15 protein-coding genes and 1 pseudogene are annotated in these 20,272 nt (G+C 67.3%); 8 read left to right on the plus strand and 8 right to left on the minus strand.

The window, feature by feature from the left end:
- Window positions 1–70: 70 nt before the first annotated feature.
- Window positions 71–769, minus strand: a complete 699-nt coding sequence (locus ACZK4H_RS05050; protein WP_099553913.1) for a glutathione S-transferase family protein — start codon at window positions 767–769, stop codon at window positions 71–73.
- Between the two features lie 115 nt (window positions 770–884).
- Between ACZK4H_RS05050 and ACZK4H_RS05055 the strand changes: the two genes are divergently transcribed.
- Window positions 885–1,829 carry a LysR substrate-binding domain-containing protein gene (locus tag ACZK4H_RS05055; RefSeq protein WP_099553915.1) on the plus strand — a complete coding sequence of 315 codons (945 nt, stop codon included), beginning with the start codon at window positions 885–887 and terminating at the stop codon, window positions 1,827–1,829.
- Here the strand turns inward: ACZK4H_RS05055 and ACZK4H_RS05060 are convergent.
- Window positions 1,768–3,147, minus strand: a complete 1,380-nt coding sequence (locus ACZK4H_RS05060) for an aminotransferase-like domain-containing protein (RefSeq protein WP_099553917.1) — start codon at window positions 3,145–3,147, stop codon at window positions 1,768–1,770. The genes ACZK4H_RS05055 and ACZK4H_RS05060 overlap by 62 nt on opposite strands.
- 133 nt (window positions 3,148–3,280) lie before the next feature.
- Here ACZK4H_RS05060 and ACZK4H_RS05065 point away from each other — a divergent pair, with 133 nt between their 5' ends.
- From ACZK4H_RS05065 to ACZK4H_RS05075, 3 genes are all read left to right on the plus strand, one after another.
- Complete coding sequence (locus tag ACZK4H_RS05065) at window positions 3,281–4,144, plus strand: DMT family transporter (protein WP_099553919.1); 864 nt, start codon at window positions 3,281–3,283, stop codon at window positions 4,142–4,144.
- Window positions 4,145–4,302: 158 nt separating this feature from the next.
- The gene (locus ACZK4H_RS05070; RefSeq protein ID WP_099553921.1) at window positions 4,303–5,184 is read left to right on the plus strand and encodes an SDR family NAD(P)-dependent oxidoreductase; all 882 of its coding nucleotides are present in this window, start codon (window positions 4,303–4,305) and stop codon (window positions 5,182–5,184) included.
- A 38-nt stretch (window positions 5,185–5,222) separates the two neighbouring features.
- Window positions 5,223–6,101: a LysR family transcriptional regulator gene (locus tag ACZK4H_RS05075; RefSeq protein ID WP_099553923.1), complete on the plus strand. Its 879-nt coding sequence runs from the start codon at window positions 5,223–5,225 to the stop codon at window positions 6,099–6,101.
- A gap of 13 nt (window positions 6,102–6,114) precedes the next feature.
- On the opposite strand, the pseudogene ACZK4H_RS05080 reads toward ACZK4H_RS05075, so the two are convergent.
- From ACZK4H_RS05080 to ACZK4H_RS05095, 4 genes and pseudogenes are all read right to left on the minus strand, one after another.
- A pseudogene (locus tag ACZK4H_RS05080) lies at window positions 6,115–6,281 on the minus strand (LysR family transcriptional regulator); the annotation flags it as partial.
- Window positions 6,282–8,375 carry a TonB-dependent siderophore receptor gene (locus ACZK4H_RS05085; protein WP_099553925.1) on the minus strand — a complete coding sequence of 698 codons (2,094 nt, stop codon included), beginning with the start codon at window positions 8,373–8,375 and terminating at the stop codon, window positions 6,282–6,284.
- 99 nt (window positions 8,376–8,474) lie between these two features.
- Entirely contained in the window at window positions 8,475–9,851 is a 1,377-nt protein-coding gene (locus ACZK4H_RS05090; protein WP_099553927.1) for a sensor histidine kinase, read from the minus strand.
- Window positions 9,838–10,521, minus strand: a complete 684-nt coding sequence (locus tag ACZK4H_RS05095) for a response regulator transcription factor (RefSeq protein WP_099553929.1) — start codon at window positions 10,519–10,521, stop codon at window positions 9,838–9,840. The genes ACZK4H_RS05090 and ACZK4H_RS05095 overlap by 14 nt, the downstream gene beginning before the upstream one ends.
- Before the next feature lie 156 nt (window positions 10,522–10,677).
- On the opposite strand from ACZK4H_RS05095, the gene ACZK4H_RS05100 reads away from it, so the two are divergent.
- The gene (locus ACZK4H_RS05100; RefSeq protein WP_099553932.1) at window positions 10,678–11,865 is read left to right on the plus strand and encodes an efflux RND transporter periplasmic adaptor subunit; all 1,188 of its coding nucleotides are present in this window, start codon (window positions 10,678–10,680) and stop codon (window positions 11,863–11,865) included.
- Between the two features lie 3 nt (window positions 11,866–11,868).
- The gene (locus ACZK4H_RS05105; protein WP_099553934.1) at window positions 11,869–14,970 is read left to right on the plus strand and encodes an efflux RND transporter permease subunit; all 3,102 of its coding nucleotides are present in this window, start codon (window positions 11,869–11,871) and stop codon (window positions 14,968–14,970) included.
- A 268-nt stretch (window positions 14,971–15,238) separates the two neighbouring features.
- Here the strand turns inward: ACZK4H_RS05105 and ACZK4H_RS05110 are convergent, their stop codons facing one another.
- On the minus strand, window positions 15,239–15,643 hold the full coding sequence (locus ACZK4H_RS05110; protein WP_099553935.1) for a GFA family protein: 405 nt from the start codon (window positions 15,641–15,643) through the stop codon (window positions 15,239–15,241).
- 157 nt (window positions 15,644–15,800) lie between these two features.
- On the opposite strand from ACZK4H_RS05110, the gene ACZK4H_RS05115 reads away from it, so the two are divergent.
- Together ACZK4H_RS05115 and ACZK4H_RS05120 are read left to right on the plus strand one after the other, a co-directional pair.
- A complete protein-coding gene (locus ACZK4H_RS05115; protein ID WP_099553937.1) occupies window positions 15,801–16,790 on the plus strand; it encodes an Lnb N-terminal periplasmic domain-containing protein in 990 nt (329 codons plus the stop codon).
- Window positions 16,790–18,811 carry an esterase/lipase family protein gene (locus ACZK4H_RS05120; RefSeq protein ID WP_099553939.1) on the plus strand — a complete coding sequence of 674 codons (2,022 nt, stop codon included), beginning with the start codon at window positions 16,790–16,792 and terminating at the stop codon, window positions 18,809–18,811. Before ACZK4H_RS05115 ends, ACZK4H_RS05120 begins: the two co-directional genes overlap by 1 nt.
- Window positions 18,812–18,849: 38 nt before the next feature.
- Here ACZK4H_RS05120 and ACZK4H_RS05125 read toward each other — a convergent pair whose 3' ends face one another.
- A complete protein-coding gene (locus ACZK4H_RS05125) occupies window positions 18,850–20,271 on the minus strand; it encodes an MFS transporter (RefSeq protein WP_099553941.1) in 1,422 nt (473 codons plus the stop codon).
- Window position 20,272: the final 1 nt, after the last annotated feature.

Genomic DNA, 20,272 nt, shown 5'->3' on the forward strand with positions numbered 1-20,272 from the left:
GGGGGACATACCACTGTAGCGCGGCGCGCAAGAGGCATTGCGCGCCGCTGCCGCACGGGCAGGACAGGGCTCAGGCCGCTGCTGCCTCAAGCACGTCTTCCAGCCGCACCTCGCCGAGGAAGCCGCCGCTGCTGGCTGCCGGCTGCTGCGCTTCGATGGCGTGGGCGAACTGCACGCCGGCGTCGTCCTGCAGGCGCTCGAACAGCTGCTGCACCCTGGGAAACTCGCGACGATCGACCACCTGGTGATAGTCGTTCCAGCGCGCGATGCCGGCGAAGTACGCATCGGCGAAGCTGCGCTGTTCGCCCAGCAGCCACGGGCCTGTGCCGATCATCTGCTCCAGCGCCTGGTGTGCGTGGCGCACCTTGGTGGTGCCATAGGCACGCAGCGCCTCGCCGTCATCACCCCCGGCGTGTTCCAGCGCATGCCAGAGCGGGGCGTAGGCACCGAAGAAGCTGGTGTTGAGATAGGCCAGCCGGTGGTTGAGGCGATCGAAGCCGGACGTGCCCTGTGCGAAGCCCAGCCCCTGCGCGATGCCCTTCGCGGCCAGGTGGTTGAGGATGGCCAGGCTCTCGCTGAGCAGCTCGCCCTGCGCGGTTCGCAGGGTCGGGGTTTCGCCCAGCGGATTGAGGCGGCGGTAGTCTTCGCCCTGCACCTGGCCGGGCATGTCGATGCGGCACAGGTGATAGGGCTGGCGCAGCCATTCCAGGGCGACGATGGAGCCGAACGAGCAGCCCGAGGGCACGCCGTAGAAGAGGATCGGGGTCATGGCAGGTTTCCGGTTCAAGCCGCGATGCGGCGGGTGAAGAAAGCGTGCCTGCGTGGACATTGCCCCGGAAGCCGTTCGAATGGCATCCTGAAGTCCACATCTGTGGACGTTGTCCATGCTCAACCTCAACGATCTGGCCCTGTTCGTGACCGCGGTGGAGCAGGGCGGCTTCGCTGCAGGCGGGCGCCATCTGGGCCTGCCGCGCTCGACCCTGAGCAAGCGCGTGGCGCTGCTGGAAGAACAGCTCCAGGTGCGGCTGCTGCAACGCAGTTCGCGTCGCTTCGCGCTCACCGAGGTCGGCCAGGAGTTCTTCGAACGCGCACGTGCGGCGCTGTCGGAAGTGGAAGCGGCAGAAACCATCGTCCGTGGCCGTCAGGCCGAGCCCAGCGGCACCGTGCGCATCAGCGCTTCGATTCCGGTGGTGCAGGGTGAGCTCGCCGCGTGCCTGCCCGCGTTGGCCCGCCGCTATCCACGGCTGCGCATCGAAGTTGAAGTGAGTGATCGTTTCATCGACCTGGTGCAGGAAGGCATCGACATCGCCCTGCGCAGCCACTTCGGTCCGCTACCCGATTCCGGGTTGGTGCAACGCATGCTCGGTAGCGAGCGTATCGTGCTGGTGGCGTCCCCTGGCTATCTGGCAGCCGCGCCGGCAGTGGATACGCCCGAGCAGCTGCGCGCGCATGCCGGCCTGCTGACCGCGCGCCATGCAACGCGCTGGACGCTGCACAGCGCCGACGCCCGCACTGTGCAGGTGGAGCCGCAGGTGGCGCTGGTCGGCAATGAATCGCATCTGCTGGTCGCGGCGGCCGAAGCGGGTCTTGGCATCACCGTGCTGCCACACAGCCTGTGTGCGGCGTCAATCGCTGCCGGCCGCCTGCAGCAGGTCCTGCCAGCGTGGCATGCCGGCGAAGTCACCACCAGCGTGCTGCTGCCGCATCGTCGCGGCCAGTTGCCGGGCGTGCGCGTGGTGGTGGATGCGCTGGTCGCGCATTACCAGCTCAACGCAGCGCGCGCGCCAGTACCTGCCAGATCCTCGGGTCCTGGCACTGCGAAACGTTGAAACGCACATAGTCGGTCGCGCGCTGCGACTGACTGAATGCGTTGCCCGGTGCCAGCACGATGCCTTCGCGGAGGCATTGCCGCGCCAGTGCGGCGGCGTCGCGACCATCGGGCAGCTGGCACCACAGGAACAGACCGGCTTCCGGCTGCAGCCAAGGCGTGATGCCCAGCGTCTGCAGTTTCCGCAGCGTGTGCCGGCGCGCATCGGCCAGGTGCGAACGTATCGACTGCATGTGGCGGCGGTAACCGCTGTCGGTCAGCGCGATGTGCATCAACTGTGCGGCCAGATGGCCACCGCCGAAGCTGGTCGCCAGCTTCAGATCGGTCAGCGCTTCAATCCAGTCGTGGCGCGTGGCGATGTAACCGCAACGCGACGCCGCCGACAGCGTCTTGGAGAAGCTGCCGACATGGATCACCCGTGACAGTCCATCGAGCGCGGCCAGCCGCGGTGCCGGCTGCAGTTCAAAGTCGGCGAAGATGTCATCCTCGACGATGATCAGTTCGCTGCGTTCGGCCAGGCCCAGCAGGCGGTGTGCGGTGCTCGCGGATAGCACCGCGCCGGTCGGGTTGTGCAGGCCGGAGTTGGTGATGTACAGCCGCGGCGAATGCGCTTGCAGTGCCTGTGCAAACGCCTCCAGGTCCGGGCCGCTGTGCGTGTACGGCACGCCGATGGCCTGCACCTGATGCGCCTTCAGCAGCGCGTGGTAGTTGAAGTAGCTCGGATCATCCACCAGCACGCAGTCGCCGGGTTTGAGCAGGAAACGGCAGAGCAGGTCGACCGCGTGCGTACCGGATTCGGTCAGCAGGATCTGCTCCATCGGTGCATCAATGCCCAGCGCCGCGCTGCGCCGTTGCAGCAGCTGGCGCAATGCGGGCAACCCGAGCGGGCCGGCGTAGTCGACCAGCTGCATGGCATCGGCACGCGCCAGCCGGCGCAGACCGCGGCGCACGCCATCGTGATACAGCCAGTCACTGGGCATCCAGCCGCAACCTGGCTTGAGGTGGCCCGCCGGCGTCTCCAGCGATTGCCGTGATACCCACAGCGGATCCACCGCGCGGTCCAGCCGCGGCTCCATCTCGGCCAGCGCCAGCGGTGTGGCCGGGCCACTGACGTAGAAGCCCGAGCCTGCGCGCGCACTGATCAGGCCTTCGGCCGCCAGGCGCTCGTAGGCCTCGACCACGGTCGAGACCGAAACCCCCATCGCCGCCGCCTGTGCACGTACCGAGGGCAGGCGTGAGCCGGGGCCATCCAGCCGCGCACTGATGCGGGTGCGGACGGTCTGGATGACCGATTCGATGCGGGTAAGCGGACGCGGCATGGCGGAACCGTAGTGGAAGTGTGGGAAGTACAGTTACTTGCGACTGTACTGGATTGTAGCTGGGGTCGTCCCGCGCTGGATGCTTCCATACAGGTCCAGCCGGGCATCGTCCGGCACCTTCAGGAGTACAGGCGTGGAACGGTCGGCGAGTGGTTGGATCAATGGCTTCATCGGTGTGGTGATCTTCGCTGGCTCCTTGCCGGCCACCCGCCTGGCGGTGCTGCAGCTGGATGCCGGATTCGTCACTGCTGCACGCGCCACCATTGCCGCCGTGCTCGGCCTTGGCCTGCTCCTGCTGCTGCGCCAGCCGTGGCCGCGGCGCAGTGACCTGCCGGGGCTGGTAGTGGTCAGCCTCGGGGTGGTGGTCGGCTTTCCGTTGTTGACCGCACTCGCGCTGCGCCACGCATCGTCGGCGCACACCATCGTGTTCCTCGGCCTGTTGCCGCTGAGCACTGCGGTGTTCGGCGTGCTGCGCGGCGGCGAGCGGCCGCGTCCTGCCTTCTGGCTGTTCTCATTGCTGGGTAGTGCCTGCGTGGTCGGCTATGCCGCGCGCAACGGCATTGAAGCCTCGTTGCAGGCCGATCTGTTGATGCTGGCGGCGATCGTGGTGTGCGGGTTGGGCTATGCCGAAGGTGGCCGGCTCGCCCGTCATCTGGGCGGTTGGCAGGTGATCAGCTGGGCGCTGCTACTGGCCTTGCCGGTGATGCTGCCGCTGACGGTGCTGATGCGCCCGGCCTCGTTCACCGCGGTCGGTGCGTCGGCATGGTGGGCACTGGGCTACGTGGCGGTGTTCAGCATGCTGCTCGGGTTCCTGTTCTGGTATCGCGGGCTGGCCCAGGGCGGCATCGCCGCCGTCGGCCAGCTGCAGCTGCTGCAGCCCTTCTTCGGCCTGGCCCTGGCCGCGCTGCTGCTGCACGAATCGGTCAGCCTCAGCATGGTGCTGGTGACCGTGGTCGCGGTGATCTGCGTCGCCGGCGCGCGCCGCTTCAGCCGCTGAGCGAAAAAGGGGACGGAGGGGATTAAGTCGCAACTGGCCACACTGTGCCTGAAACGACTTAATCCCCTCCGTCCCCTTTTTCGACGATAGCGTGCGCGTATCGTGGAGGGCGGTGAACGGTATTGGCCGGGGCGGTGAGCTTGGCTGAAGCTGTGCGCATGAAGCCGATGTCGCGTATTTCCTTTGAGGGCCAGGTCGGCCTGGTGACCGGTGCCGCGGGTGGGTTGGGCCTGGCCTACAGCCGCCTGCTGGCCGAGCGCGGTGCGCAGGTGGTGATGCACGACGTCGGTGCGGGTACCGATGGACGCGGCGCCGATCCACAGCGCATCCTGCGCAGCGTCGAAGCGCTGCAGCGGCAGGGGTTGCCGGTGCAGGCCGCAAGCGGTCCCATCGACCATCGCGCCGGTTGCCATGCGCTGGTGCAGGAACTGCTGCAGGCGCACGGCCGCATCGACTTCCTGATCCACAACGCGGGCTGGGTCGAGTACCAGACGCTGGAAGCGATCGAGGACGAGGCGTTGGAGCAGATGCTGTGCCTGGCGGCGAAGACGCCGCTGTGGTTGGCACAGGCGGCGTGGCCCGCGATGCGCGCGGCGGGCGGTGGCCGCATCGTCATCACCACCTCCGATCGCGCGCTGTATCCGCAGTACGCACAGCGCGGACTGTCCGCCTATGCGATGGGCAAGCTCGCCGCGCTTGGCCTGGTCAATGTGTTGGCGCTGGAAGGTGCCGAGCATGGCATCGTGGTCAATGCGGTTTCGCCGGTGGCGAAGACGCGCATGTGGGGCATCGACGGCGAGCCCGACGAACTGCATCCGGATGCAGTCGCGCAGGGCGTGGCCTATCTGGCATCCACGCGTTGCCGCGACGGCGGATGGGTGCTGCGCGCCAGCAACGGGCAGTTCCATGCACTGCGACTGCAGGAGGCCGAACATGTGGCGTATCCGCGCGATCTGCGTGCGGTCAGTGCCGACAGCATCGAATCAGTCGCGCTGCAATGGCCAGCCATTGCCCGCGCCAGCGTGGACGCGCGCAGCTGAGGGCGTACCCTAGGCGGGTTCCCATTGCTTGCATCGAGATGATCGACCTGCGCCTGCTTCGCCAGTTCGTGGCCGTGGCCGAAGAGCTGCATTTCCACCGTGCCGCGGCCCGCCTGCACATGTCGCAGCCGCCGTTGACGGCGGCAATACGACGGCTGGAAGACGAACTCGGAAGTGAACTCATCGTGCGCGGCAACCGTACCCTGGGCCTGACCGTGGCCGGGCAGACGCTGCTGGTGGAGGCGCGGGCAACGCTGCAGCAGGCCGAGCGGGCGTTGCAGCGCACGCGCGAAGCCGCCGCCGGGCAGTCCGGCAGCCTGCGCGTGGGCTATGTGGGCAGTGCGCTGTATGGTCGCCTGCCGGGCTTGATCCGCCGCTTCCGCCAGATCTACCCGCACGTTCAGCTGCACCTGCAGGAAGCCACGTCGCGCCAGCAGCAACTGTGGCTACGTGAGCAGCGCATCGACGTCGGCGTGCTGATTCCGCCGATTCCCGCCGCCGAGTTGGTGCTGCACGATTTCGACCATGACCGCCTGGCAATCGCGCTGCCGCGCGCTCATGCGCTGGCCGACGCGCCGGAGGTCAGTCTGGCGATGCTGGCCGACGAACCGTTCGTTTCATGGCCGGCGGGCGAGGGCATCGGCTTCCACGCGCAGGTGCTGGGCCTGTGCACCGCGTCGGGCTTCACTCCGCGCGTGGTGCAGGAAGCGCAGGGCATGCACGCGGTGTTGTCGCTGGTGGCGGTGGACGCCGGCGTGGCGATCGTCCCGGCCAGCATGGCCAGCTTCCGCCCGCAGGAAATCGCCTATCGCGTGCTGGAGGGCGAAGCCGCTCGCTTCGCCCTGCAGTTCTGCGTGCGCCCGGAACAGGCGTTGCCGGTGGTGGGCAATTTCCTGCAGACGGCGGGTGCGAACTGATTCTGTGGATCCGCTACGCCTCGTCGTCGCGGAACAGGTTGGCAACGGCATAGTCGATGAACACCCGCAGGCGTGCACTGGGATGGCGCCCACCGGGCCATGGCAGCGAGAACTGCCCTTCGTGCGTGGGCAGTGCAGGCAGCACCTGCTGCTGCGGCCATCGGTCAGCGCTGGCAATGCTCAGAACCGATAGCTGATGGTGCCGGTGACCACGCGCGGGTAGCCGGCGAAGCAGTCGCCAAACGTACGGCACGGGGCGTAGTAGCGCTTGTCGGTGAGGTTGGTGATGTTCAATGCCATCGTCCAGTCGGTCACCTGCACTTCCACCAAGGCATCGGCCAGCGTGTAGCTGGGCGTGACGATGCGTCCGCCATTGCCCAGCGATACGGTGTTGCCGACGTGGCGCACGCCCAAGCCCAGGCGCAGGCGTGCGGCATCGTCCAGCTGGAAGCCCTTCGAGACCCAGGCCGAGGCCAGGTCCTGCGGGGTGTCATTGAGGCGCTGGCCCACTTCCAGCGCGAAGTTGCTGCGGCTGACCTCGGCCTCGTTGCGCGCAACGGCGGCGGTGATCGTCAGGTCGTTGGCGAACTGGAACTGCCCTTCCAGTTCCACGCCCTTGGAGCGGATCTGCCCGGTCTGCACCACGTTCAATACGTTGTCCGGGTCGTTGGTCTGCCGGTTGGTTTCGGTGATGCGGTACGCCGCCATCGTCAGCAGCAGGTTGCGTGCCGGTTGCCACTTGATGCCGGCCTCGCTCTGGCGGCCGCGCATCGGCTTGAAGGCCTGGCCGAACAGGTCCTGGCCGGCCACCGGCAGGAACGATTCGCTGTAGCTCAGGTAGGGCGACACGCCCGCGCCGAGGTCGCCGATCAGGCCGGCGCGGTAGGTGGTGGCGTTGTCGGTCTGGCTGGGTTGGCCTTCGGTTTTGGAGCGTGCATGGTCGCGGCGCGCGCCCAGCACCAGCGAGACGCGGTCGGCCCAGCGGATCTGGTCCTGCACATAGACACCCAGCTGGGTGGAGGTCTGGTCCGGCTGACGATCCCAGCCACGCACGATCGGCGCGACCGACACCGGGGCGTAGATATCGATGGGCGTGCCGGTGGCATCCAGCCGCTGCAGCTGTTCCTTGTACTGGCTGTAGTCCACGCCGGCCAGCAGCAGGTGCTGGAAGGCACCGGTGGCGAAGTCGAACTGCAGCGCATTGTCGGCGCTGAAGATCTGCACGTCGGGGCGGGTGCCGTAGGCGGTGCGGTTGACCACGCGGCGCGCAGCGTCGATGAACGGATCGGCCGGATTGCTGTAGCTGTCCACGTACATCTGCTGCAGCGTCGTCCTGCCGTCGATGTAGCGTACGGCCGAGCGCAGGCTGAGCACATCGTTGAAGCGGTGGTCGAACAGCGCGGTCAGGCTGTAGACGCGCGAGTCGATGCGGTCGAAGTCGGGGTCACCGATGAAGGTGGAAGGATCCAGGCGGCGCCCGGGGGGGGCCAGCAGGGTCGCGGCCAGCGGCAGGAACTGCTGGCTGGAGCCGGTCCTGTCATGCTGGTAACTGGCCAGCAGGGTGAGCGTGCTGCGTTCGCCGCGCCAGCTGACCGAGGGCGCCAGATAGACGCGGTCGTCCTTCAGTACATCGGTCTGCATGTTCGATTCACGCACCAGCCCGACGAAGCGTCCGGCAACCGTGCCGGCATCGTTCAACGCACCGCTGAAGTCCCCCTGCAGCTGCCTGCGGTCGAAACTGCCGAGCTGCACGCCGACCTCGCCACCGAGGGCGCCGAAGGTCGGGCGCTTGCTCATCGCATTGATGATGCCGCCGGTGGCGCCGGCACCGTACAGCACCGAAGACGGGCCGCGCAGTACTTCCACGCGTTCCAGGCCGTAGATCTCCGGGCGGGCGAGGGGGCTGAATCCGTAGCTGCGGCGCAGGCCATCCTGGTACTGCACCGGGTCCAGGCCGCGCACCGAGGTCGCGTCGTTGCGGGTATCCAGGCCCCAGGCATCGGCAGTGACGCCGGCGCTGTAGCGCAGCACTTCCTGCAGGTTGTGCGCGCCGCGATCGGTGAACAGCTGCTGGGTGACCACGCTGATCGCCTGCGGCGTTTCGGTCAGGGCGGTGTCGGTCTTGGTCGCGGTGCTGGCCCGCTCGGCCACCACGGTCACTTTGTCCAATGTGCGTGCCGCCGGGCCGTCCTGGGCCTGGGCGATGGCCGAGGCCAGCAGGGTGGGCAGGGCGAGCGCGTACAGCATCGGGCGGTGCGGCGACAGGGCGGGCATCGTCAGGAATCCGGGAAGGGCGGTGACGGCGGATTATCCGGATGCCTGCCTGCAAATACAAATGATTCCCAAATGCGATTGAGTTGCCCGGGGTGGATGTCAGGGCAGGCCGTCCGAGGCGCCGCGGATGCTCAGCCAGGCGCCACCGCCCGGGGCGCTGCCTGCGCGCAGCCGGAAGCCGTGCAGGCCGGCGATGGCGGCCACGATCGACAGGCCCAGGCCGAATCCCGGCCCCTGGCCGGCGCTGCTGCTGCCTCTGAAGAAGCGCTGGTAGATCAGCGTGCGGTCCTGCGGCGGGATGCCGGGCCCGTTGTCGATCACATCGATCCTCGGCGCGCCGTGATCGTCGACTGCACGCAGCAGGATGCGCCCGTGCGCAGGGGTGAACTGCAGGGCGTTGGACAGCAGGTTTGCCACCGCTTCGAACAACAGTTCACGGTCGCCACGCAGCAGGCCAACCTGTGGGTCCACCTGCAGCTCCAGCAACTGCTGCTTCTCTTCGGCCAGAGGCAGGTAGAACTGGTGCAGTTCCTGCAGCAGCTCGGCAACGTCGACCTCGTCGAAGGCCGAACGTCGCTGGTGGCTCTCCAGTTCGGACACCCGCAGCAGCGCGGTGAAGCGCGCCATCAGCATGTCCGTTTCCGCCAATGCCTTGTCCAGCGGGTCGGCATGCGGATCCTGCTCGTCCAGGCCGACGCGCATGCGGTACAGGTGCGCCCGCAGTCGGGTGAGCGGGGTCCGCAGATCGTGGGCGATGCTGTCGCACACGCCTTTGACCTCGGTCATCAGCTGTTCGATGCGTTCCAGCATGGCATTGACGATGCTCGACAGCCGATCGATCTCGTCGCGACGGTTGGATACCGGCAGGCGTTGACCGAGGTCACCGGCCACGATGCGGTTGGTGGCGGCTTCGATCTGCTGGATCCGCTTCAGCGGGCGCCGGCGCAGCAGATGCCAGCCCACCAGGCCAGGAATGACGGTCAGCGATACCCCCCACAACAGCGCATCGAGGATGATGCTGTTGACCGCAGTGAGCTTGCCGTTCTGGCGGACGAACACCAGCGTCCGCCCATCCCGGGTCGCAATGCCCAGCGCGTTGCCACCACTGTCGTGCCGGCCGCCGGCCAGCGTCCATCCCTGCACCGGATGCGAGCGGCCATCCAGTGGCAGTCCCTCGGGAATGGCGATCAGCGTGCCGCCCATGGGTGAACCGCGGCGGTCGAACAACCCGTAGGTGTACACCTGGTGCAGGTCGAAGCGCTGGCTGTCGCGCAATGCATCGTCCAGTGCCTGGCCGTCGAACGCCATGAACAGATGGGCACGCTGCTGCAGCCCGGATTCGGTCAGGTCATTGAGGTAGTCCGAGATGCGCCAGTACATCACGCCCAGCAGCAGGCTCGACCAGGCGACGAACAGGATGCAGTACAACCCGAGCAAGCGGCTGCTGGACGAGCGCCATTGGTCAGGGTTGCGCATCGAAGACATAACCGGTTCCACGTACGGTGGTGATGGGTTGCGGGCGGCCCGGCTGCTCGATGCGTTTGCGAACACGGCCGATGTGGACGTCGATGAGGTTGGTGCCGGGGTCGAAGTGATAGCCCCAGACTTCCTGGAACAACATGCTGCGGGTGACCACCTGGCCGGCATTGCGGACCAGGAATTCGAGCAGCTTGAACTCCGTCGGCAGCAGGCTGATCTCCTGCCCGCCACGCCGGGCCGAACGGGTCATCAGATCCAGTTCGAGGTCGCCGGCGCGCAGGACATTGTCTGCAGGGCCGGCCTGGCTCTGGCGACGGATCAATACCTCCACGCGGGCCGCCATCTCATCCGAGGCGAACGGCTTGGTCAGGTAATCGTCACCGCCTGCACGCAGGCCTCGCACGCGCTCGTCCACGTCCGACAGCGCGCTGATCATCAGTACGGGCGTGACGATACCTTCGCGCCGCAGGGCAGTGACCAGCGCCAGGCCATCGATACCGGGCAGCATGCGGTCCAGGGTGATCACCGCGTAGTCGCCCGCACGCGCCAATGCGAGGCCGGCAGTGCCATCAACGGCAACGTCGACCTCGAAGCCATGGCTGCGCAGCTCGGTTGCGATTTCCTCCGCGGTGACAAGGTCGTCCTCGATGGTGAGTACGCGCGGCATGGGCCAGTGTGCAGGTTGGATGGCTGCCATCCTCGCAACCGCGCGCGGTGACTGCAAATGAAAAATGTTTCATGCGCGATTCGCCGGAATCCACGTACGGGTCTTCTATATTCGGCGCCGAGCGTCTCCCCCCGGCGCGTGGAATCCCGGCCACCGATGAACCTCCTGCACACCCCGTTGCCACGCCCCGCCCGGCCACTGAGGATGCGCCGGCCGGCGCTGTTTGCACTCGTTCTGCTCAGCCTGCTGTCGGCCTGCGGCAAGGAGGCGCCCAAGCCGGCCGGCAGGCTTCATGAGGTGGAAGTGCTGACCCTGCAGGAGAAGCCGTTGGCGATGGAACAGGAGCTGCCTGGCCGGACCATCGCATCGCAGGAGTCGGATGTGCGCCCGCAGGTGGATGGCGTGCTGGTCAAGCGCCTGTTCGAAGAGGGCGAATCCGTGCATGCCGGGCAGCCCTTGTTCCAGATCGAGCCGGCCCTGTACCAGGCGGCAGTGAACCAGGCCCAGGCCAACCTGAAAACCGCCGAAGCGGCGGCGGTCACCGCACGCCTGCGCGCGCAGCGGATGCAGGCGCTGGGTGGCGAGCAGCTGGCCGCGCGCCAGGACGTGGATGACGCCATCGCCAGTGGGCAGCAGGCCGCAGCCGCGGTGCAGGCGGCACAGGCGAGCCTGGATACCGCGCGCACGCGGCTTGGTTTCGCCACGGTTACCGCGCCGATTGCCGGTCGCATCGGTCGTGCGCTGTTCACACCGGGTGCGCTGGTCACCTCGGGCCAGGCCAATCCGCTGGCGCGGATCCAGCAGGTCGACCCGATGAACGTGGACATCACCCAGTCCAGCAACGAGTACCTGGCTTTGCGCCGTGCGATCGCCGACGGAGGCGTGCAGGCCACCACCGCTGCAGTGCGGCTGCGCCTGTCCGATGGCAGTGAGTATCCGTTGCCCGGCACCCTGGAATTTGCCGATATCGACGTGCAGCAGGAAACCGGCAGCATCACCCTGCGTGCACGGTTTCCCAATCCCGCCGGGCAGCTGCTGCCGGGAATGTATGTGCGGGCGCAGGTGGGGCAGGGCACGCAGCGGCAGGCGCTGCTGGTGCCGCAGTCTGCGGTGGACCGCAGCCCGAAGGGCGAGGCGCAGGTGTGGGTGGTGGATGAGGGCGGCAAGGCGAAGCTGCGCCTGTTCCGTACCGCACGGGCGATTGGCGACCAGTGGCTGGTGCTGGATGGCATCGTGGCCGGCGAACGGGTGGTCGTGGCCGGCGCACAGGGGCTCTCCGATGGCATGGCGGTGCAGGTGAAGCCCGCGGCGGCAGTCGCGCCGGCAGCCGCCGGGAAGGGCTGAGCCATGTTGCCGCGCTTCTTCATCCATCGCCCGGTATTCGCCTGGGTGCTGGCGATCTGCATCATGGCCTTCGGCGCGATCGCCGTCAGCCAGCTGCCCGTCGAACAGTACCCGGATATCGCACCGCCGCAGGTCAACATCACCGCCAATTACACCGGCGCCTCGGCGCAGACGGTGGAAGACAGCGTTACCCAGGTGATCGAACAGCAGATCAAGGGCATCGATCACCTGCTGTACTTCTCCTCCACCAGTTCGTCATCGGGGCAGGCGCGGATCACGGTCACGTTCGACCAGAGCGCCAATCCGGATATCGCCCAGGTCCAGGTGCAGAACAGCGTCAACCAGGCCATCAACCGACTGCCGCAGGAAGTGCAGCAGCAGGGCGTGACCGTGGCGAAGTCGCAGGGCGACTCGCTGATGGTGGTCTCGCTGTACGACACCAGCCGGCGCATGGAACGGGTGGACGTTTCCGATTTCCTGGTCAGCAACGTGCAGGATCCGATCAGCCGCATCCCGGGTGTCGGCGAGATCAATGTGTTCGGCTCGGCCTATGCGATGCGCGTGTGGCTGGACCCGCACAAGCTGCGCGCCTACGACCTGATGCCGGCCGACGTGCGCACGGCCATCCAGGCCCAGAACACCCAGGTCACCGCCGGTGAGCTGGGGGCGTTGCCATCCAGCGCAACGCAGAGCCTGAATGCCACCGTCACCGCACAGTCGCGCCTGCAGACGCCCGAACAGTTCCGCGCGATCATCCTGCGCACGCTTCCCAGCGGCGCCGCCGTACACCTGGGCGACGTGGCACGGGTGGAGATCGGTGCCGAGAACTATCAGACCAGCAGCTATCTCAATGGCTATCCGGCGGCGGGTTTCTCGGTCACGCTGGCTTCCGGGGCCAATGCGCTGGCCACCGCGGATGCGGTCCGTGAGGAGATCGAACGCCTGCGACCAACGTTCCCGCCCGGGCTGCAGGTCGCCTATCCCCGCGATAGCACGCCGTTCGTGCGGGTCTCGATCGAAGGTGTCATCCATACCCTCATCGAGGCCATCGTGCTGGTGGTCGTGGTGATGTTCCTGTTCCTGCAGAACCTGCGTGCCACGTTGATCCCCGCGATCACGGTGCCGGTGGTACTGCTGGGCACGTTCGGCGTGCTGGCGGTCGCCGGATTCACGATCAACACGCTCACCCTGTTTGCGATGGTGCTGGCGATCGGCCTGCTGGTCGACGATGCCATCGTGGTGGTGGAGAACGTCGAGCGCATCATCCACGACGAGCACCTGCCGCCACGCGAGGCCACCGAAAAATCGATGGGCGAGATCACCGGCGCGCTGATCGGCATCACCGTGGTGCTGGGCGCGGTGTTCCTGCCGATGGCCCTGTTCGGTGGTTCCACCGGCATCATCTACCGCCAGTTCTCGATCACCATTGCTTCGGCGATGGCGCTGTCGGCGCTGGTCGCACTGACGCTGACCCCGGCGCTGTGCGCGACCCTGCTCAAGCCCTCTTCGGCGCAGAAACCGCAGGGCCGCTTCTTCAGGGCGTTCAACCGCGGTGTCGAGCGCAGCCAGTTGGCCTATCAGGGAAAGCTCGGTGGCGTGGTCGCCCGGCCGCGGCGCTGGATGGCGTTCTACCTGCTGCTGGTGGTCGCCATGATTGCGCTGTACGCGCGCATGCCCACCGGCTTCCTGCCCGTGGAAGATCAGGGCCAGGTGACCTTCCAGTTCTCCACGCCGGAGGGCACCCCGATGGCGCGCACCGAAGCGCTGGGCGAGCAGATCAGCCGCTACTTCATGGAGCACGAGAAGCAGAACCTGGACGTGGTGTTCGTGGTGGTCGGCCGCAACAATGCCGGCACCGGCCAGAACGCCGGACAGGGCTTCCTCGCACTGAAACCCTGGGATGAGCGTACCGGCGACAACACCGCTGCGGCGATCATCACGCGTGCCAATGCCTACTTCCGCAGCTTGCCGGATGCCAAGGTCAATGTACTGGCACCGCCGGCGGTGCGTGGACTGGGCCAGTCCAGCGGCTTCGAACTGTGGTTGCAGGACACCAGCGCCGCCGGGCGCGTGGCCCTGCAGGCGGCGCAGGAACAGGTGGTGCGTGCGGCCGGCGAAGACGATGGGCTCACCTCGGTGCGCCTGAATGGCCTGGGCGACAAGGCCGAACTGCGGCTGGACATCGACCATGCCCAGGCCAGCGCGCTGGGGCTGTCCCAGGCTGACATCAATTCCACCCTGTCCGCGGCCTGGGGCGGCAGCTACATCAACGATTTCCTCGATCGCGGCCGGGTCAAGCGTGTCTACATGCAGGGCGACCAGCCGTACCGCAGCGTGCCCGACGACATCGGCCAGTGGTATGTGCGCGGTGGCAACGGCCAGATGGCGTCGTTCGCCAGCTTCGCCAGCAGCCACTGGGCACGTGGGCCGCAGCTGCAGCAGCGCTTCAACGGTCTGCCGGCGATGCAGATCCAGGGCAGCGCCGCGGAAGGACGCAGTTCGGGTGAAGCGATGCAGCGCATGCAGGCGCTGGTTGCGGACCAGCCGGGATTCGACCTGCAGTGGAGTGGCCTGTCCTACCAGGAGCGGCTGGCCAGCAACCAGACGATCTGGCTCTACCTTGCCTCGATTGCTTTCATCTTCCTGTGCCTGGCTGCGCTCTATGAAAGCTGGACGGTGCCGGTGGCGGTGGTGCTGGTGATTCCCTTGGGCGTAATCGGTACCGTGCTGGCGACCACGGCGGCAGGCTTCGTCAACGACATCTACTTCCAGGTGGGTCTGCTGACCACCATCGGCCTGTCGGCGAAGAATGCGATCCTGATCGTGGAGTTCGCCGAGGCCCGTTATCGTGCAGGCAGCTCCGCGGTGGAGGCTGCGCTGCAGGGCGCACGCCTGCGCCTGCGGCCGATCGTGATGACGTCGCTGGCCTTTGTGGCCGGCGTGATTCCGTTGGCGCTGGCGACCGGTGCGGGTGCAGTCAGTCGCCGTGAAATCGGCATGAGCGTGATCGGCGGCATGGTGTCCGGCACGGTGCTGGCGGTGGTGCTGGTGCCGCTGTTCTTCGTGCTGGTGCGCCGCCTGGGCCGGTCACGGCTGCAGGACTGAGGGGGCGCGGCTGTCATCTGGCTGCCGCAGCACCATCACCCGTCCTTTGCCCAGGTGTCGCTAGCGTAGGCCGTCCCCGTCCCCCGCGGAGATCTGCCATGTGGCTGCTCGATCATCTCTGGCCCGGCCGCAGACCTGTCCCTCCCCCGGTCGCCGTCGAACCGCAGGCGACGCCCCGCCGGCCCTGGCTGAAGCGCCCGGTGCGGGCCGGGCGCAGCTGCATGGCCCCCTGGCAGAAGATCGCCGCACCGCCGCGGCGCACACGCCACTAGGCGGTGCGGTCGGCGGGATGGTTGACCCCGTCGTTGACCGGGATCACACCCAGCGCGAACGGGTCGATGCCCTCCAGGCAGGCCACGTTGTAGCCGTACTGGTCCGGGTTGGAGCGGCGCCGGTGATGGGTGTAGATGCCGCACACGCCACAGAAATAGTGCTCGGCCACATGGGTGTTGAACTGGTACAGCTGCAGGTGGTCCTGCCCGCGCACCACCTGCAGGCCCGCGCGGGTGACGCTGGCGGCGATGGCGCCACGGCGGCGGCACATGGAGCAGTCACAGCGGCGCGGGTCGACGATGCCGTCGGGCAGGTCCAGCAGCAGTTCGACCGTACCGCAGTGGCAGGTGGCGCGGTGCCGGGGTTGGACCGGAACGCCGGCCACGGACGTGATACCCATCGTTGCTCCTGTGTGGTGGAAGGCGGCCGCAAGGGCCGCTGCCGACCCTGCGCCGGCCAGCCTGAACGGACCGTAGATGCCACGCTGATCCGGCTTGTGGCTAACTATGCGGCTTCAAGACCGCGACAGGATGCCAGTGAACGCCGCAGGACGTTGGATGACAGGAAGTGCCACAGCGCTGGCGGCGCTGTGGGTGACCGGGGTGCTGGCGTACCAGTTGCCGGGGCCGGGCTGGTTGGCCATCGGCGTGGCCGTGCTGTGGCTGCTGGTTGCCCTGTGGGCGTCGTGGCGGATCGCGCGTGGCCGCGGTTCACGCAGGTCGGGCCTGATGTTCGGCGCGTCGCTGGCGCTGGCCGTGCTTTGGTGGTTGCTGCTGACCCCGCGCCAGGACCGCCTGTGGGCCGACGACGTCGCGCAGCGTCTGCACGTGGTGTCCTTCGATGGCCGCCACGTGGTGTTCAACAACGTGCGTGATTTCACCTGGCGCACCGAGACCGACTATGACGCGCACTGGGTGCGTCGCGAGTACGACCTGGACCAGCTGCGCTCGGCCGACCTGGTGCTGTCGTACTGGATGGGCCCGGCCATCGCCCACACGCTGATCTCGTTCGGCTTCGAGGATGGCCGCCACGTGGTGTTCTCGCTGGAGATCCGCAAGGAACGCGGTGAATCGTTCTCGGCACTGGGCGGTTTCTTCCGCAAGTTCGAGATGACCCTGGTGGCGTCGGAGGAGACCGACATCATCCGCACACGCACCAATGCGCGTGGCGAGGATGTCTACCTGTACCGGCTGCATGGCATGGACCGCGCGCAGCTGAAGGAACTGTTCGCTGCGTACATTGCGCAGGCCCGTGAACTGGATGCGAAGCCCGGCTTCTACAACACGTTGACCAGCAACTGCACCACGATCGTCTTCGACCTGGCCCGCCACATCGCACCGCGCCTGCCGCTGGATTACCGCCTGCTGTTGTCCGGTTACCTGGCCGAGTACGCGCAGGAGGTCGGCGCGCTCACCCCGGGCGTGCCGTACGCCGAGCTGCACGACAAGGGCCGCATCACCCAGCGTGCGCTGGACCTGGGCGATGGCGCCAATTTCTCCACCGCAATCCGCCAGGGCGTGCCCGGCACCGAGCAGGACCCGCAGTAATGACACGATTCTTCCCATCCCGCTGGCAGCGCCTGCTGCCGGTGTTGTTCGCCGTCTTCCTGCTGCTGGGCAGCAGTGGCTGCGCGATGGTCACCGTCAAGCAGGTCAAATCCAGTGATTCGCTGGTCAACAAGCGTGCCGACGTGCTCAACACCGGCAAGCTCAGCCCGGCCGCGCGCGAGACGCTCAGCGCGGCAGGCCTGGACGAGTCGCAGTGCGAGAAGGACTTCCTGGTCTGCCGCAGCACGCTGCTGATGACCGACGATCTCAATGTCGAGCAGAGGTTGTCGGCGCTGTCCGAACTGTGGGTGAAGGCAGCGCTGGCGCTGACCCCGAAGAAGACCGCTGCCGGCGATCCGCCGATGAGCGATGCGGCGCTGGATGCCTGGCTGGAAGCGGCGCGCTATGCCTACGCCTACCTGTTCTACAGCGGTCGGTCTCCGTCTGATCGTGCTTTCGAGGACCGGCAGACGCAGGTGCGTGACTACTACAACTACGCGGCAGAGAAGGCGGCGGTGGTGCTGTTCGTGCGCGCACGCGCCGCTGCGCTGGCCGGCGAGGACTATACGAAGCCGCTCACGGTCGGCAGCTGGTCGCTGGCCTCCAACTACCAGCAGCTGAACCTGAAGAGCATTCCCGCGCAGCTGGTGCCGGCTGGCACGGTCAGCTTCGTCGGCCTGCGCAGTACCTATCGCCGCGATGGGTTCGGTGCCGAGCTGGTGATGGTGATGGACCCGCCGAAGCTGGTCGCGCCGGTGATCGCACCCGATGGCCCCAAGGCCGAGACGCCGCAGGAGGATGAGGACGACGCGCGCCGTGGCCGCCGCCATCGCCATGACGACTCGGTACCTGAGTTCAGCGAGATGTCCTCGATCAACGTCACTGCGCTGCTGCGCTTCGAGGGCAGCAGCCTGGACGATGTGATGCGCACGCGCCGGGTCGAACTGGATGCCTATTCGCCGGAAGCCACCGAGCGCATCACCCTGCACGGCGAACAGGTGCCGCTGGCCGGCAACTTCACGGCTGCCTACGGCTTGTGGCTGGCGCAGAGCGGTTTCGCCCGGCAATCACTGCGCACCCTGTTCGGCATGAGCGAGGGCATCGGCGAACCGCACATCTACCTGATGCAGCCGTGGGACCCGAACCGCCGCATCATCTTCATGCTGCACGGCCTGGCCAGCAGCCCGGAAGCCTGGGTGAACCTGGCCAACGAGATCATGGGCGACCCCGAGCTGCGCCAGCAGTTCCAGGTCTGGCAGGTCTATTACCCGACCAATGCGCCGATCGCGCTGAACCGCTACGAGATCGCCAATGCGTTCAACGATACGCTCAAGCACTTCGATCCCAATGGCAGTACGCGTGCATCGAAGGACATGGTCTACATCGGGCACAGCATGGGCGGCGTGCTGGCGCGCCTGCTGGTCAGCGACTCTGGCGACGTGCTGTGGAATGACCTGCTGGCCAACTACGACCTGAAGGGCGAGCGCCTGAAGCGGGTGCAGAACAAGCTGGGGCCGCTGCTGCATTTCAAGGCGCAACCGAACGTGGAGCGCGCGATCTTCATCGCCGCGCCACACCAGGGCACCGACATCGCCGGCAACAAGGTCGGTCGCCTGATCGGTCGCCTGGTGCGCCTGCCGCTGACCATCCTCGGCAAGTTCGAGGACGTGTTCCTGGCGCTGGCGCAGGCCGAACAGCAGGTCGATGGTACGGCCAAGCCCAAGATCCCCAACAGCATCGACAATCTCAAGGCCAGCGATCCATTCGTGAAGGCGTCCGCGCAGCTGCCGATCGAAGCGGGCCTGAAGTACCACTCGATCATCGCCCAGCGCAAGCCGGAGCTGCCGGTGGAAAAGTCCGATGATGGGCTGGTGCCGTACTGGAGCGCGCACCTGCCGGCCGCACTGTCGGAGAAGGTGATCATTTCCGGCCACAGCGTGCAGGAGACCCCACAGGCGGTGCTGGAGGTGCGGCGCATCCTTCACCGGGATATCGATGACATGGGGACTGGCACCCGGTAGTGCCGGCCGCTGGCCGGCAATCCCACAATCCGGCGGCGCTACACCCGCCGCGCGATCACCGTGGCCAGCAGCGCCAGGCCGAAGGTGATTGCCAGGCACAGCACGTAGCCGGTATGGGGTGCGCTTTGCACGAACAGCGCGAACAGTGCGCCGGAAACCGCCAGCGCGGTGGTCACCGACAGCGCTTCGCTCAGCTGCAGTGCCGAGGTGTTGGCACCCTGCTCGTGTGGTGCGGACAATGACAGCGTCAGCACCGACAGGCTGCCGTAGATCATGCCCATGCCGAAGCCGGTCATGGCCCAGCCGACCAGGGCCACCGGCAGCGGCACTGCGTTGAACAGCACGGCCAGTGTGGCGGCAATACCGATCGTCATCAGCGGTGTGCCCACGCGCAGCAGCTGCTGGCGCGACCAGCCACGCTGCTGGTGGCCCTGCAGCCATGAACCGGCGAACCAGCCCAGTGCGCCAAGACTGAGCACGGCACCGGCCCAGCTGGGTGAGAGCCCGCGTTCGCGCTGCAACAGCAGGGGCAGATAGGCCTCGCAGGCGAAGAATGCGGCTGCCGCGACGCCGCGCAGCGCGATCACGCTGGGCAGTCCGCGGCGCAGGATCAATGTGCCGGCCGGCAGCAGGCGATGCACGCAGAACATCAGGGCCAGCATGGCCACGCCGATGCAGAGCAGTGCAGGCAGGCCCTGCTGCTGGCCGCCGAAGTAGAGCAGCAGCGCCGCCAACGAGGCACCACTGGCCCAGCGCACCACGTTGCCTCGCCCATCGTCGGCGAGGCCGCCATCGGTGGGTTGCATGCGCGTGAGTGCCGGGCGCAGCAGCAGCGCGGCCGGAATGGCCAGCAGCGGCACGGCCAGGAACACCCAGCGCCAGCCGAGATGCTGCACGATCAGCCCGCTCAGCGCGGGGCCGATCATTGACGGCACCACCCAGCCTGCGGAGAACGCGGCGAATACCTTCGGCCGCAGGTGCTCCGGGTAGCTGCGCCCGACCATCACATAGAGCGAGACCGAGATCGCACCCGCACCCAGGCCCTGCAGCAGGCGCCCTGCCACCAGCATGCCCATGCGCATGGCAAAGCCAGCCAGCAGCAGGCCCAGCACGAAGCAGGCCAACCCGTACCAGAGTGGCCGTGCCGGCCCATGCTGGTCGGCCCAGCGCCCGGCCAGGGTCATGCCGATCACGCTGGTGGCCAAGGTACCGCCGAAGGCCAGTGCGTACAGGCGCAGGCCGTCCAGTGCCACGGCCACGGTCGGCATGGCGGCCGCCACCGCGAGGGCCTCGAAGGCATGCAGCGCGACCAGCGCGACCATGCCGATGGTGGTGGCGCGGTAGCGCGCGGACAGGATCGAAGTGTCAGCCGATGAACTGGCGTTGGCGGGGGAGAGCGTGGGGGTCATACGGGTCAGATGCGGGCCGCGCTTGTCAACAGGCGGCGAAGATAGCAGCATG

Source organism: Stenotrophomonas sp. 78350_Sma (assembly GCF_056482105.1).